The organism is Hydrogenophaga sp. OTU3427, from assembly GCF_038440225.1.
Taxonomy (GTDB): domain Bacteria; phylum Pseudomonadota; class Gammaproteobacteria; order Burkholderiales; family Burkholderiaceae_C; genus Hydrogenophaga.
Map to the genome: position 1 here is coordinate 25,890 of NZ_JASATI010000044.1, position 14,593 is coordinate 40,482.

Consider the following 14,593-nt stretch of genomic DNA (forward strand, 5'->3'; position numbering starts at 1 on the left):
CAGAGCAGAACCGATGACTACGCCTGATCCAATCGAGAGTCCCAACTACGTGCGCGCGCTTGCGCGCGGCCTTTCCGTGATGGAAGCTCTCGGCGGGTCGCTACGGGGCAAGACGCTAAGTGAGGTTGCGCAGGTCTGCTCGCTGGACAGGGCCACGTCCAGGCGTTTGCTGCTGACGCTGTGCGAGTTGGGTTATGTGCGGGCAGAGGACAGTCGCTTTCACCTTGCACCACGGGCACTCAGCCTCGGCTATGCGTACCTGTCCTCTTTCCCGTTCTGGGAAGTAGCCAGGCCCATCATGACGAAGGTAGTGGATGAGTTGAGGGAAAGCTGTTCCGCCGCAACGCTGGATGGCCCTGAGGCCGTGTACGTTGCGCGGATCCGCAGCAACCACCGCGTGGTCGACGTCTTACGTACAGTCGGCAGTCGCATTCCGGCTTACTGCACCTCTCTCGGCCGCGTCCTACTGGCCGGTGAACCGCCGCAGTTGCAGCGATCGTTGCTTGAGAAGCTACCTAGAACCAAGTTCACGCCCCACACAGTGACCGACCTCGATCAGTTGATGGGGATCCTTGCGGATGTCCGCGCCGAAGGGTGGGCGCTGGTGAACGAGGAACTGGAAATTGGTTTGCGCTCCCTCGCGGTACCCGTCAAGGATTCGGCGCATCGTGTCGTCGCTGCCCTGAACATCAGCGTGTCCTCGGGACGTTCTTCTGCGGACGAAATGCGTCGCAGCTACTTGCTACCGCTACAAAAGGCGGCAGGAGAACTCGCAGCGGCGCTCATCGCGCGCGATGACAGCTGAGGCCCGAGGCGGCAAGCGATCAGTTGGGCTCCGAGTTGCGGAGTCTGGACCGGAGCGAAACCAACAAAACCTAAGATCGAGGGTCCCTGACGATCACGCGCTCCGCGAAGGTCTTCCTGCCTCTTGACCCGCTTACCGACGATTGCAAGCACTCCTCAAAAATTTCCTGACGATCTACGGCACATTGGACTTATGCCCAAGTTCGATTGTGTGAGTCTTCGTCTGTTGCAGGTCGGCGGGTTTGTCAGGCCTCTTGCGGCCATGCTGCTCAAGTCGTGGAGAGTTGCGCTGTATTGCAGCCTGTGCGACACGGGTGGAGAGCCAAATGGCCGCAGTCTCAGCTGCTATACGCTGATGTTGGACAGCTTCAGTGGAAACACAGCTGTCTGCCGGGTTCTGGACGCCTCATCGAGGTGCTGCGCAGTGGTCTTCAACGGCTCAAGGTAATTCTGAATCATGTCCTCCACGCTGATGCGGTCGGCCTGGACGCTCACGTTGAGTGCGGCAACAACCGCTCCGTGCTGGTCATGCAATGGGACCGCAAGCGAGCGCAGACCGATCTCCATTTCCTGATCGACCACTGCCCATCCCTGCTGCTTGACCTCACTGAGAATTCTTGTGAGCGTCGGAATGTCGGTCACTGTGAAGCGGGTGTGTTCAACAAACTTTGTCATTGCAAACACCTTTTTGAGCTCCGCCGAGGGAAGCGCTGAAAGCAGGATCCGGCCTAAAGAAGTGCAGTAAGCAGGGATACGACTTCCTACCGTACGGCTGACATCAACAAAGCGCTTGTTGCTGCGCACCCGAGCAACATAAACCACATGGGCTCCGTCCAGAGTTGCGGCGGAGCAGCTCTCGTTGATCTGCTGCACCAGCTGTTCCATGATGGGCGCGGCCACCTCCCAATAGGGAATCGAGGACAGATATGCATAGCCCAAAGACAGCGCCCGTGGCGCCAAAAAGTAGCGGCTACCTGTCGCACGTACATAGCGCAATTCGGTGAGTGTCATCAGTATCCGACGCGCTGTGGCGCGATCCAGATCGCACTCGTTCGCGACCTCGCTCAAGCTGCAGCCATCTACCTTCCCGCTGAGCCCTTCAATGACAGAAAGGCCTCGGGCCAGCGCCCGGATGAAGCTCTGCGGATCTCGCTTATCGCCATCGAATTTGTCCTGCTCGGTCATGCTTTTTTTCTCTGGTGAACGACATGCGCCAGAAGGCGCCTCTCTCTGTGACTACCGATGAGTCGAGTTACATCGCGACCTCATTGTATCTTTGTGCACGTAGTGCACAGATGGGTACCCGATGTACAAAGTGCCGCTTCTGGATCTCGAAACACATCGACCCTCTTGACAAGCCATTAAGACTGAAATCAAATATGTTCGCCAGCCGCACTTGTAATCATCTAGTGCACAACATGCTAAACCAAGCACGTCCTGGTGACGCCTGCTAGTCACAGGTCCGGCTCTAAAGGAAAGTCAATGAACGGCACTTTTACTAAAGCACAGCAAGAACCGATCGAGCGCTTCGACGCGCTTGCCTTCACCGGCGTATCGAAACACGCAGCCTTGGCGTTATGTATGTGCGAGGAACTGCGGAGAGCACTGGGACGCATTCTTGGAAGTGCTCGGCGATGGCAACAAGCGCTGGGCGTCGCGCGGCGCGCGTCTGGTCCTCATGCTGTCGACCCATCAGGATCCTCGCAATGGGCGTGTGCTGAAAACCCGCAGCTTCGACCGCTGGGCAGAGTGGCAGTGCGGTGGGCCTTGTTGTGCATGGCAAGGAGGGCTTTGACTTTGACAGAGCGACATCCCTGCTAGGAATTCCCGAGACGGAAGGCATTTAGGCGATATGCATCGTCGGCCGACCAGGCCGCATCGAGGAACTGCCTGAGGATCTGCAAGCCTGCGAGCTCCCCTAGCGGCATGTGATCTCCGACATCGTTTTCGAGGGCCGCCTTCCCGTCTCAGCTTCGTTTTCGCGTTCCATTTCGACCGGTTTAACGGTTTCACTATCAAGAGACACTTCATGCACACACACTCTGCATCCGCATTTGGTCGCCGCCACTTGTTGAAGGTAGGCGCAGCCGGCGCAGCCGGCGCAGTCACCAGCCTTTTGCCATCCCTAGGATCTGCGCAGGGCATTGGCGGAGGGCCGATCAAGATCCTGATTGCGTCGACACCGGGTACGGGCGGGGACACCATGGCTCGCATGATCCAACCTCTGCTGCAGGCGAAGTGGAATCAACCGTTCATCGTCGAGAACAAGCCCGGCGCAGCGGGTGTCATCGGGATCGACTCGGTTGCGAGTTCGGCGCCCGATGGGCATACGTTCATGATCCAGACATCGACCATGTTCTTGCTCCCGTACTTCTACAAGATGCAGTCGGACGTGCTCAAAAGCTTCCAGCCAATCACGCAGGTCGGGTGGAGCACGTTCGCGCTGGCAGTCAATCCCAACGTTCCGGCGAAGAACTTCGCCGAGTTTGTGCAGTGGGTGAAAGCTTCGAACGGAAAGCTTAACTATGCGTCGCCCGGCGCCGGCACCGAAAACCATGTGTTCATGGAGATGCTCAAATTGAATATGGGTCTTTCCATCGCACACATCCCCTACAAGGGCGCCGCTGGCGCCATCCAGGACGTCATCGGTGGCCAGGTCCCCATGATGTTTTTGCCGGTGCAAACCGCGATGAACTGGGCAAAGGACAACCGCATCCGCGTCCTTGGCGTAACCACGAAAGAGCGCTTTCCTCTCTTCCCTGATCTGCCCACCCTGAGCGAGCAAGGCGCAACCGACTTCAACTACACCAACTGGTATGGGATTTGGGGGCCCGCCGGGATGTCTGCCGATCTGGTCGCAAGGTATGGCACCCTGTTGCGCGACGTGCTAGAGACCGCTGAGATTAAAAGCCGTTTCGCAAGTTCGGGATGGGTGGTGAAAACTAGCACGCCGGAAGAGCTCGCGCAAATCTCACACACCCAATACGAAGCCTGGGGCCAGATCGTCAAGCGCGGCAACATCAAAGCGGAGTAAATCAGCATACATCCACCGCTGCTGTTGTCAACTTAAGGTTTTTTTGGCTGAGCGCTTTTTTGCAAAAACTTATGCGCGCGTGCTGAAGTCGCAGTTTTGGCCGCAGCAGGAGAGAGCGGGTGAACTCGATGGTGAACATGATCTTGTCTGAAAACGCTCCTCTCGAACAAGTACGATCAGTCAGGGGAATGGCGCGGTTATTCACTCGTCCCGACTGAGAGCGCTACGTAGCGATACGGCAGAAATATCTGCCGGCCGGGGACAGTTTCACGTTCGATGATCTGATCGAATTCGCTAGAACGGGAAGGGTTCCTGACTAGCGGATGTTTGATCCTGGTGTGGCCTCAATCAGTAGTGTTGAATGGCCACGGCAGACGCAAGAGCGGCCGCTCCTGCGTCCTAAATCCTTACAAAATTAGTCGCGACGCCAGCGTTCGACCACCGGATCCGTAAACGGCTCTTTGTGGTGGAGCCCGCGGAACTCTTCGGTGCTGAAAATGCGGTCAGCTGCTGGTCGCTCATGCCTCCAGTCAGCCATGCCTTGGCGAACAGCAATGCGCCATGTGCCGTTGCGCAGCTCGATGCGGTCGGAATACCTAAGCCCTGCGATGATGTCATAAGGTGTACCCGTGCCGTTGAACCTGCCGCCGGCGGGGGAATCGGGGCGAACCCGATGATGCGCGGTGCAATAGGTTTCACACAATGCGACTTCGCCCTGGAGGTTGATGAGTGAGGGGCCTGGCTGATGGTGAGTGAAATCTAGGCAATTAGCAAAGTTGTTCTTTGCAGTCTCCCGCCACTCCCGCCATGGCTTTGCTGCTACGCCCACCCCACACAGAGCGTCGTCAAAGAAAACAGCATCGAGCAGTTCCCATTGACGGCGATCAAGCGCATGTGAATAAAGACACACGAGATTGGTGACTGCATCGCGCACAGCGGCAGGAGAGTGGTCGGACATTCCGGGACCTTTCGTTTAGGGGTGAGGTTTCTGCAAGACTAGCGGCGTAGGTGAGCCGAGGCCCGTTGGCCCATCTTGGCGCATTGAGACCACGCATTGGGCACGCGTTTGAGGAGAGACAAGTGCGCTATTCGGCCCTCAAGCCAGTGAGTCTGATTCCGTTGCGCATCTGAGCGTCCTCTGCCTTTAAGAACTCTACGTAGGCTTCGGGCGTCGTTCCAATGGCCTCCAGGCTCAAGGACTCCAGCCGCTCTTTGACATCTGGCATCGCCAGCACTTGCTTCACCCGCTCGGCAATTTCGCGCAGGACGGAAGCGGGAGTGCCCTTAGGCGCGACAAGACCGAAGGACGCCTTGATGTCCACGTCGCGCACACCAATGTCCGCCATGCCCGCAACATCCGGCAGCAGGGGCGTGCGCCGCGCCGATGCCACCAGAATCGGCTTGATCGAGCCCGCTTTCAAGAAAGCACGTGCGCTTGCCAGATCATTAAACACAAGGGGAATCTGGTTTCCGACCACGGCAGCCATGGCTGGTGCACCCCCTTGAAATGGAACATAGGTCATCTTGCCCCCCACCTGCCGCATGATGAGCTCACCTGCCAGATTGCCTACCCCACCTTGGCCTGTGCCGCCGTAGAACAGCTTGTCAGGCGACGTTCTCACGAACGCTGCCCATTCCTTCGCTGTGTTGATGGGAAGCGCGCTGTTTGCCACAAGAACCATGGGAGCGGTTGCAACAAGGGAGATCGGATCTAGATCCGTGAAGAGGTTAAAGGGAGGAGTCTTGGTGTGGGCGAGTGCCAGGGTTACGCCAGCCGTAGTGAGACCGATGGTGTAGCCATCTGGCTTGGCCTGGATGACGCTGCTCATCCCAACAAAGCCGTTGCCGCCCGCCTTGTTCTGAATAACCAGCGGATGCTTCCAGATCTGACCAAGTTTGTCCGCTACCACCCTTGCCGTGATGTCACCCGACCCTCCAGCAGGGAATGGAACCACCAAAGTAATTGGCCTGGCTGGAAATTCTTGTGCGGCCGAGAGCAGAGGCAACATTGCGCTGGCGAGGGTGGCCGTCCATCGTTTCCATATTTTCATCGATGTCTCCTGTATGGGGTTCACTTGGTAGAGGGGTTCGAAGGCCATCAAGCGATAGCGCAACGCTGCTAAGGCCGTGATGTGACGCGTGCGAACATGCTCGTACGTTGCAGTTGACGGCCAGAATCTTAGAAGCAGAATGTGCGCCAGATGCTCAACTGAGCGTCTAATGAACGCATTATTCGCGTGCTTCTTGTCGTTGTCAAGGAACGGAAGGTAGTTGAGAGTGCTCTGCCTTGCCCTCCAGCAGGCCCTCACGCGTTACGGAAAGGCCCTATGCCACCAACACTTTTGTCAACTCATTGATGTTTGGCATCCCGGCCAACTGGTCGATCCCCTTTCACAACGTTGTGAGCTCGAATCGCCCTTCGAATGCTTGGCGCGGGCCGGTCATTCCTGCCTGTGCTGCGAACCCAACCATGACGCCTCCGCGTGCCGCGAGGGCAGGCTGATTGCTTGGTCAGGACCTGTTCCACATTCGCGTGCTGTGTGCCTCAAACCAGGCTCAGACAGATGGCGAGCGCGGCGCTTAGCTTCGCTGGCGAAAGACGCAGTACCAGGCCAGCGGTCATGGCCGCGCTGAAAACACTATAGACCGGTATATAGCTTCAATTCCGAGATCTCTCTGTGAGGCTCTGGCCAATCGGCAGATGAGTTCGCTACCGGCGATAAGTGCAATCAGGCACAGCGAACCCGACGCCTCCTCACGCTGTCCCACTGCCATCGCTACTGCCACCACCAACGCGTCGGGATGAACGCCGCGATCGAGACTTTCATAGTCGAGCGCGGATTCACTGAGCGCATTGAGAAATATCGCTGCGGTGGCAGGCAAGGAATCCCCCCCACCGTGCGTTCTTGACTGCCACCCTCCCCGCTGATCCATCCCCGCAGCACGGCTTCCTGCTCAAGCAAGAGGCACCGTGTCGAGCACCACGTGCTTGGCATGTTCCGTGACGAGGCAAAGAGGGTTTGGGGCCTCCTCCCGTGCATTACGTGCGCCACTCGTTCCGAAACGCGCATCTGTGAATCGTCCATCGGGCCTCCTCGCTTAAGAGAACCCTGCGTTTAGGAGCGACTAACCCCGCGGTTGCTTGACACCAAGCCACAAGCTTCTGATAATTAATCACCTGGTGCACATATGTGCGCTGTATGAACACTAAAAAAGGAAACGGCGGAGCTCAGACTTTTGGCAGGAGACCTCCAGGCAACATCAAAGTAGAGACAAAAAGTGGCCAGCAGAGCGACGTGGATTGATCCAGGTTGGAGGTGCCTAGCTGTCGGCTCCCGCGCGTCGCAGTCCAAAGGGCAAACGGTGCCCACAGTATTCACAGGAAACAGCATGATTTCGAAATGGAAGAAAGTAGCAGCAGCCTCGTTAACCGGGCTGCTGCTGGGAGTTAGCGCCGCCTGGGCTCAGACATATCCCGTCAAACCGGTGCGATTGATCGTTCCGTTTCCTCCAGGCGGCGGCGGCGATTCGGTGGGACGCTTGTTGGGAATCAAAATGTCCGAGCGACTGGGCAAGCCGGTGGTGATAGAGAATCTCGCAGGCGCGTCCGGCACCATCGGCATCGGTGCTCTGGCGCGCTCAGCGCCCGATGGCTATTCCATGGGCCTTATCACCGCGACGATGCCAGTATCTGACGCGGTCGGTGGCAACAAGTTTGACCTGGTCAAAGATCTGGACGGGGTGGTGATGTTGGCCGCCGCTCCCATGCTGATCACCATCAACAGCGCCGCGCCCGACACGAATTTGAAGGACTTCATCGCGCGCGCGAAAGCCCACCCCGGCAAGCTCAACTTCGGCAGCACTGGCATGGGGGGAATCAGTCACCTCACCGGCGAACTCTTCAAGCTGCGTACGGGCATTGACATGGTGCACGTGCCCTACGCGGGGGGTGGTCCGCTCCTCCTGGCCTTGCTGTCCGGCCAGGTTGACGTAGCGTTCTCGGATGCCCCCCCTGTGTTACCCCACTTGAAGGCAGGGAAAACACGCGTGCTCGCGGTGTCGTCGGCTACTCGCTCTCCCTCGCTATCCGCCGTCCCATCCGCACTCGAAGCCGGCGACATCAAGGATTTTGAAACGTCGGCTTGGTACGGCATCGTTGTGCCCGCGGGAACACCCAAGGACATCATCACTCGGTTGAACGCAGATTTCAACGCGGTCCTGGCACTACCTGACATCAAGGAGGCATTCAAGGTCATGGCGCTCGACATTCTGGGCGGCAAACCTGAGGCCGTCACCGAACTCACGAAGCGCGAAGTCGCCGAATGGAAGGTGGTTGTCAAAAAGGTTGCTCTGACCAAGGAGTAGTAAACCCGAGGGCATGGGCACCTGTGCCTTCCTCCACCCACGATTTACAAGAAGGAACCCCTATGGATATCTTGTTACTACAGGGCGCCAACATGAAGCGCTTGGGCCGCAGACAGCCGGTCGAAAAGTACGGTCGGTTTACAGCGGCGGAGTTGGATGCTTGCATCCAGACGCACGCAAAGAAGCTCGACCTCAATGTGGAGATTTTCTACACCGATTTCGAGGGCGAGGCGATTCAAAAAATCGACGAGGCCGCAGGCCGCGGCGTCCGTGGATTGATCATGAACCCTGCCGGATTCGTCTACTCGGGCTTCGCATTGCGTGACTGCCTGCGCGATCAAACCTTCCCCTACATCGAAATTCATCTCAGCAACGGCGGAGTACAAAACAAGACTATATCCGCAACCGCTGAGCCCTCCGTCGGGACGATCTGCGGCTTTGGCCCAGGCTCCTACCTGTTGGCGCTCAACCAGATGAAGCGTCTGCTCGCCTCTTCCACCAAGCACTGAAGGGAAAAAGACATGGACGTTCTCGTTCTCCAAGGCGCAAATCTCAGCCGCATGGGGCGGCGCCTTCCGCACAAATACGGTACTACGACTACCCAAGAACTCGATCAGATTGTGATTGAACACGCTCGCAGCGTGGGTCTGTCCGTCGAAATCTTCTACACGGAATTGGAAGGTGAGGCTATCAAGCGCATCGACCAAGCTGCGAGGGAGGGTGTCCGCGGTCTCATCATGAACCCTGGCGGATTCGTCTACTCTGGCTATGCCCTACGCGATTGCCTGCGTGATCAGAAATTTCCTTACATCGAAATCCATCTCAGCAACTCCGCCGGCAAAGGTGTCGGATCCAAGTCTATCCCCGGTGAAGCATCGCGGGCCTATGCCTGCGGCTTCGGCCCAGATACCTACAGAGTGGCACTCGAAGGCATGGCCATGCTGCTCAACGGAATCCCGTTGCAATAACGCCAGCGTATTTTTCTCTCATCAAAGATTCTTATGCAACAAAATCAATTATCTCTCTCTGACGAGGCCCAGATCCGCTGGATGCTCGAAAGATACTACTTCGCCATCGACGCGAAGGATGAAGCGATCATGTGCTCGTGCTTCGCGAAAGATGCGCTCATCGTTTATCACACTGGCGAAAAACACGAGGTACGCCTCAACGGACACGCAGAACTCATGAAGTATCTGCACTCCGGCATTGCCTGGAACGGTCCAAGCATTCATGCGCTGAGCAACAGCGTGGTGAAAGTAACAGGCGCGAACACCGCGAAGGCGAGCGCTTATGCGATCGCTCACCTCGTGGTGGAAGGCAAGGTACTGGTCCGCGGGCTTCGCTACGACGATTCCATCGTGCGCCAAGGCGAATCGTGGGTGATCAAGCACCGCGACCATCGCTCTGTATGGCAGTACGAAGCTCAGAACTTGCCATCCCATCTTCCGGGTCGATAGGACAGCCGACTATGCAATTGAGTTTTTCCACCTCTTTGCTGCCGGAGTTGCGCAGCTTCGACGACATCGCGTCAAGGATCGCCATGGCCGGATTCGATGGAATCGAATGGCGCATCCATCCGCACTACCACATCGCACCGCTGGAGATAGTCAAGAAAGCGCCCGAGTTACGTGCAGTATCCGAGGCACATGGCTTGAAGATCCCATGCCTTGCGGGCTACCTGTATTGGAACCAGCTCCACGAGATCGAGCTGATGCTCGAAGGCGCCCGCATTATGGGATGCCCGCGAGTGAGGTTGGCCGGCTTTGAATATGACGAAACGCGGACATATGCTGAGGTCTACGACGCAGCGCTTGAATCCATGGCCAAGGTCATCCCATTGCTCAAGGCCTCGGGCGTTGCGGCCGTCATCGAAACCCATTTTGGGACGATACATGCCAGTGCGCACGGAGCACATCAGCTAGTACGTCATTTTGATCCCGCACAGGTCGGGGTGATCATGGACGGATCGAACCTGTGCGTGGAAGGTCGGGAGAACTGGAAGCTCATGATCGAGGTGCTTGGGCCCTACCTGCAACATGTGCATGTGCGCAATACACGCTGGTACACAGATGAGTCCGGAGCGTGGAAATGGCATTGGGCAGCGCTTGATGGTGGATTGGTTCCTTGGAAAGAAGTCTTCTCACTGCTGAAGGCGCGTGGCTATTCCGGCTTTGCAACCAGCGAGAACATGTGGGGCGTTCCCAAACAGACGACCGGCTACATCGGCGAAGTCGGGCCCTACATGGGCGGGAGCACCCATGCCCGCAACATCGAAGAGCGACTGCTGGACATTAAGTTCATGCGCTCCATTTCCTGACTTTTGCAATCCTTAGAAAGACAACAATGGAGACTCTGAATCGTGGGTTCAAAGTAGCGCTTGGCCTCAGCGCTCTGGCACTTTGCGTGCAGGTGCATGGCGAGACGTTTCCGTCGAGGCCCGTGACGTTCATCGTTCCCTACCCGGCGGGAGCGGCGGGTGATTTTTCAGGGCGTGTTGTCGCCGAAAAGCTGTCACAGATCTGGAAGCAGCCCGTGATAGTCCAGAACAAGCCAGGCGTTGGCGGGGTACTCGGTATGGCGAGTGTTCTGCAGCTCAAGCCGGATGGCTATACCCTCGTTTTGACGACTGCCAGCGTGACGCTCACCCTCGCGCAACAAAAGGCGCCCACCTTCGATCACCTCAAGGATTTCGAACCAGTCAGTTTGCTGATCACCTCGCCCATGATGCTGGTGGCACACAAGAACATGCCCTTCAACACGCCCCGCGAGTGGGTGGAATACGCGAAAGCATATCCAGACAAGCTGTTTTACGGTGGAACGGGTGTGGGGGGACTTGGCAATCTCGCGGGCGAGCTCATCATGTTGCAGACAGGCGGCAAGATGTCCTATGTGCCATTCCAAGGCGGCGTGCAGTCGTTGGCGGCTGTCGTTGGCAACCAAACGCCTATGGCGTTCAACGACGTGGGCACTGCACGTGCGCAAATGAAGACGGGCACCATCAAGCCGCTGCTGGTAGCTCAGCCCAACAGATCGCCGCTGGTGCCCGACGTACCAAGCCTAGGCGATATGGGAATCAAGGACATCGACATTCGAGCCTCGCACGGCGTGATGGTTGCCAAAGGCACACCTCCTGAGATCGTCAGAGAGATCGCGGACCAGATCAAAGCCATCATGACCACTCCCGAGGTGCGTGAACGATTTATCGCAGCGGGTCTCGATCCCGTGGGATCAACGCCCCAGGGATTTACAGCGTTCCTCAAAGCTGAGGACGCACAGTTTCGCAGGGGCATCAAACTTACTGGCCTAGAGGCGGGCAATTAGGCCTTGACGCAACCGGTTGGCCTCCCACGGTTTGGATCACTCTCTCTGGAGTTTGCCGATCAAGATTATCTGCAAGCGTAGCTCGTTGCAGCGTTCGGATTGGCGCCAGTCAACACCGCCTTCTTAGGATGAGAACAAAGGGGCAGGCTCAAATTTCCCATACTGGCAACGAGATCTATGCGCTCAGGCGCAACGCCTTTTTCCACCCAATCGCGCAGAGCATTGAACAGCTCGTCGCGGCCTGTAGCAGGTTGTGGGAGCGGGACGGCGTCTGCTGACGTCACGGTCCCGCTCAATCCAATCGAAGCGGTGTTGTTGAACAACCCTGTATGACCCAGTCCCGGGATCAAAAACAGGCGGTTGAATGTCTGGACCCTGTCCACGCCGCCCATGTTCTGGGCCAAGCGCTCAAAGTAGTTGAGCGACCCTTGCGGCATGATGAGTTGATCCGACAGACCATGGTACGAAAGCACCTTGGCACCACGGTCTCGCAAGGCCGTGAGATCCGCCGAATCGGTGTTGATGTCCGACAACTGGGCTTGCATCGCCAGGCCACGCTCGTAAACATCCACCAAATCCGCATACTTCAACTTTTGCCATCCATCCTCTGCATTGCCGGTGGCGTTGTTGAACATGCCCTTTTGGGCAATGCGCGGGTTCTGCAGGATCAAGGCCGTCAGTTGCGACGCGATGGGAAAGGGTGCTTGATCGCCAGCCAGTGCGGTCAGGTCGGTGTTTCGTGTCGGTCCCCACCAGAGCTGTCCACCGGTCGAAGCCAGGATGCCCGTGCGGCCATTGTCACGCGCAGGATCCGGCGCGGTGCCATCGCGTGTCAGTCCGTACCAGATCTTCTTGACGACCTGCGCCTCTTTCGCGCTGAGGCAGGTCGCTTGCGTGCCGCTGCCCTGCACACGCTCGTCCCCCACCTCACCCGTACACAGCGCCATGGCATCACGCGCTGGGTTGTATGAGCAAGCCAGGGGATCGAGCAGAAACCCCCAGTTTGCTTGCTCACCACCACAGGCGCGCAAGGCCAAAGCGCTGACCGCGTGCAACTTGGCATTGGGAATGGTGCGCCCCAAATCCTGGTACATCACAACTTGCGGGTACAGCTCGGCCGTGATGAATCGCGACCAGTTGAACGCGGGCGCCCCGGCAAGAATACCGTCGTACTGATCTGGAAATTTTTGCGCCAGCTTGTAGCCTTGCCTACCTCCGGTGGAGTAGCCGTCAAAGTAGGCCTTGGCCTGCGCTTTGCCGTAATAGGCCTTGACCACGGCCTTGGTTTTCAAGGCCTGCTCAAGCATGCTTCGCTCGGCAAAGTCACGCCAGAGCACGGTGTTTACAGTGCCGTCCGGGTTCATGGCAAACGAGGCATTGCGACCCGAGACCGTACCGCCATGCCCGTGGTCAGTTCCGCTGACTGCATAGCCTTTTTGTACTGCCCCCAAAAACATGGCGTTGCCGCCGCCGCTTTGGCCCAGGCGTGTCGGGTCGGCGTAATAGCCCCCTGCCCAGCCGCCGCTGCCGAACGCGCGGATCGTCTGGTTCCACTGAGCTGGCGCCGGTAGCCAGACTTCGATACCGATGCCTACAGAGGTAGACGGCGCACTGGCAGGGCCTGGGTGGCCTGGACCGACTACCAGCTTGACCAGACACACATCGACAGCCGTCTTAACGTCGGGCGCGGGGGAATTTGCCAGCCGCACAACCTCGCCCGCTTTGAAGTTCTGAACAGCAATGACCCTGGTCTGGCTATCAATATTGAGCTTGCCAATTCCGTTCAAGTCACAGGCCTGGGCCACAGGTTCCACCTGCACCGTGGTTGGGCTGGTACAGGCAGCCATCGTGGCAAGGCCGGCGATAGCAATTAACCCGCTACGACGTGAAACACGAATCATACGAACGCTCCTTACGCCAGAAGTTAGTCATCGGACAACATGCATGATAGTGCGTCATTCGATATCAATTTACCAGTAATTACCCTTGTCTGGTTACCGAAACATGCGTCAAACTGCACCTTTTGAAACGTCTTGAGAGTGATCCAAAGTGTGGGGGCCTCAGGCGCAGACGGCGTGACCGAACTGATACATTTTTCAGCAGGCAGCCTTTCGAGCAAGCGGCACGCGAGCTCTGGACCCCATGGTCTCCGGCGGTTTGGGGCACTCTCCCTTGGATTAGCGCCCTGCGTGAGGCCATCACGCAATATCTCCGCAGTTGCCCTGCAGAGCGTTTACTGCCCACGATCGCGGCCTGATGGTGCCGGCACACTTGGTCGGCTCGGACTTGCATCGGCCCGGGAATCGGGCTAACGTAATTTCTGGTCGAGATTGGACTCTTTTGGGCCGGCAGCAACCAAGCCCACTGGCTGCATAGAACACAACTTCTCTAGCAGTTTGAGTACAACTTCTCTTGTGAGAGCGCGAGTGAACGGCTTCGGCCGTTTTTTTGGCACTAGATAGCTATAGATTACTGAAAATATCTCTACCCCATTCTCTTTTCATAATGCACATTCGGAGACTATAAAAGTCCGCTGTAGTGCACGCCACGATTTTCGCACTGCTAAGCCAAGAGTGATTCAATCCGTGGGAGCCCAATCGGTTGTAGATCGCGACCGAGATACTGGAGCCAGCGCTGTGGTGAGGTTGCGGGTCGGTTTCCGGCCAATAATATCGCCCTATTTCACCATGCGAAATAAATGGGTTATCGGTCGAATAGGGAGTGCGGACGTATTCTCGGGCTGACTCAGGCTGCAAGTGCCAGTCCATAAAAAGAATAACCGCCGGAGGTTCCGGTGCATCGCGTAGCGTTACGCAATACAATCAACCATGATCAAGTCATGGCGCCACAGCGGTCTGGAGTTGTTCTTCATGACCGGCAAGAAGAGCGGCATCCAGCCTCATCATGCATCCAAGCTACAGCGTCTTCTGGGTGTGCTGAATGTGGCGACCGTCCCAGAGACAATGAACCTACCCGGCTTTGGCTGGCATCCGTTGAGCGGGAATCTCGCGGGACACTGGGCTGTATCAGTGAATGGGAACTGGAGAGTGACGTTTTCATTCGAAGGAC

15 protein-coding genes are annotated in these 14,593 nt (G+C 57.4%); 9 read left to right on the forward strand and 6 right to left on the reverse strand.

Annotated elements, in window-relative coordinates:
- Nucleotides 1–13: 13 nt before the first annotated feature.
- Entirely contained in the window at nucleotides 14–805 is a 792-nt protein-coding gene (locus tag AAHB17_RS19880; RefSeq protein ID WP_342132597.1) for an IclR family transcriptional regulator domain-containing protein, read from the forward strand.
- A gap of 344 nt (nucleotides 806–1,149) precedes the next feature.
- Here the strand turns inward: AAHB17_RS19880 and AAHB17_RS19885 are convergent, their stop codons facing one another.
- On the reverse strand, nucleotides 1,150–1,989 hold the full coding sequence (locus AAHB17_RS19885) for an IclR family transcriptional regulator domain-containing protein (protein WP_342132598.1): 840 nt from the start codon (nucleotides 1,987–1,989) through the stop codon (nucleotides 1,150–1,152).
- A gap of 844 nt (nucleotides 1,990–2,833) precedes the next feature.
- On the opposite strand from AAHB17_RS19885, the gene AAHB17_RS19890 reads away from it, so the two are divergent.
- A complete protein-coding gene (locus AAHB17_RS19890) occupies nucleotides 2,834–3,838 on the forward strand; it encodes a Bug family tripartite tricarboxylate transporter substrate binding protein (RefSeq protein WP_342132599.1) in 1,005 nt (334 codons plus the stop codon).
- 1 nt (nucleotide 3,839) lies between these two features.
- On the opposite strand, the gene AAHB17_RS19895 is transcribed toward AAHB17_RS19890, so the two are convergent.
- The 4 genes from AAHB17_RS19895 to AAHB17_RS24780 all read right to left on the reverse strand — a co-directional run bounded on the left by AAHB17_RS19895 (nucleotide 3,840) and on the right by AAHB17_RS24780 (nucleotide 6,772).
- The gene (locus tag AAHB17_RS19895) at nucleotides 3,840–3,977 is read right to left on the reverse strand and encodes a hypothetical protein (protein ID WP_342132600.1); all 138 of its coding nucleotides are present in this window, start codon (nucleotides 3,975–3,977) and stop codon (nucleotides 3,840–3,842) included.
- Between the two features lie 276 nt (nucleotides 3,978–4,253).
- A complete protein-coding gene (locus AAHB17_RS19900) occupies nucleotides 4,254–4,796 on the reverse strand; it encodes a nuclear transport factor 2 family protein (RefSeq protein WP_342132601.1) in 543 nt (180 codons plus the stop codon).
- 127 nt (nucleotides 4,797–4,923) lie between these two features.
- A complete protein-coding gene (locus AAHB17_RS19905) occupies nucleotides 4,924–5,889 on the reverse strand; it encodes a Bug family tripartite tricarboxylate transporter substrate binding protein (RefSeq protein ID WP_342132602.1) in 966 nt (321 codons plus the stop codon).
- Between the two features lie 568 nt (nucleotides 5,890–6,457).
- A complete protein-coding gene (locus AAHB17_RS24780) occupies nucleotides 6,458–6,772 on the reverse strand; it encodes an MmgE/PrpD family protein (protein ID WP_446719627.1) in 315 nt (104 codons plus the stop codon).
- Between the two features lie 456 nt (nucleotides 6,773–7,228).
- Here AAHB17_RS24780 and AAHB17_RS19910 point away from each other — a divergent pair, with 456 nt between their 5' ends.
- From AAHB17_RS19910 to AAHB17_RS19935, 6 genes are all read left to right on the forward strand, one after another.
- Nucleotides 7,229–8,203: a Bug family tripartite tricarboxylate transporter substrate binding protein gene (locus AAHB17_RS19910; protein ID WP_342132603.1), complete on the forward strand. Its 975-nt coding sequence runs from the start codon at nucleotides 7,229–7,231 to the stop codon at nucleotides 8,201–8,203.
- A gap of 62 nt (nucleotides 8,204–8,265) precedes the next feature.
- Entirely contained in the window at nucleotides 8,266–8,712 is a 447-nt protein-coding gene (locus tag AAHB17_RS19915; RefSeq protein WP_342132604.1) for a type II 3-dehydroquinate dehydratase, read from the forward strand.
- Between the two features lie 12 nt (nucleotides 8,713–8,724).
- The gene (locus AAHB17_RS19920; protein WP_342132606.1) at nucleotides 8,725–9,171 is read left to right on the forward strand and encodes a type II 3-dehydroquinate dehydratase; all 447 of its coding nucleotides are present in this window, start codon (nucleotides 8,725–8,727) and stop codon (nucleotides 9,169–9,171) included.
- Nucleotides 9,172–9,204: 33 nt separating this feature from the next.
- Nucleotides 9,205–9,660 (forward strand): nuclear transport factor 2 family protein, encoded by a 456-nt coding sequence (locus AAHB17_RS19925; protein ID WP_342132607.1) that lies wholly within the window; start codon nucleotides 9,205–9,207, stop codon nucleotides 9,658–9,660.
- 11 nt (nucleotides 9,661–9,671) lie between these two features.
- On the forward strand, nucleotides 9,672–10,520 hold the full coding sequence (locus AAHB17_RS19930) for a sugar phosphate isomerase/epimerase family protein (RefSeq protein ID WP_342132608.1): 849 nt from the start codon (nucleotides 9,672–9,674) through the stop codon (nucleotides 10,518–10,520).
- 26 nt (nucleotides 10,521–10,546) lie between these two features.
- Nucleotides 10,547–11,524, forward strand: coding sequence for a Bug family tripartite tricarboxylate transporter substrate binding protein (locus AAHB17_RS19935; RefSeq protein ID WP_342132609.1), 978 nt, complete (start codon nucleotides 10,547–10,549; stop codon nucleotides 11,522–11,524).
- Between the two features lie 65 nt (nucleotides 11,525–11,589).
- Here AAHB17_RS19935 and AAHB17_RS19940 read toward each other — a convergent pair whose 3' ends face one another.
- The gene (locus AAHB17_RS19940) at nucleotides 11,590–13,425 is read right to left on the reverse strand and encodes a tannase/feruloyl esterase family alpha/beta hydrolase (protein ID WP_342132610.1); all 1,836 of its coding nucleotides are present in this window, start codon (nucleotides 13,423–13,425) and stop codon (nucleotides 11,590–11,592) included.
- A 969-nt stretch (nucleotides 13,426–14,394) separates the two neighbouring features.
- Between AAHB17_RS19940 and AAHB17_RS19945 the strand changes: the two genes are divergently transcribed.
- Nucleotides 14,395–14,593: type II toxin-antitoxin system RelE/ParE family toxin (locus tag AAHB17_RS19945; RefSeq protein ID WP_446719628.1), on the forward strand; the 199-nt coding region annotated here is incomplete at its 3' end.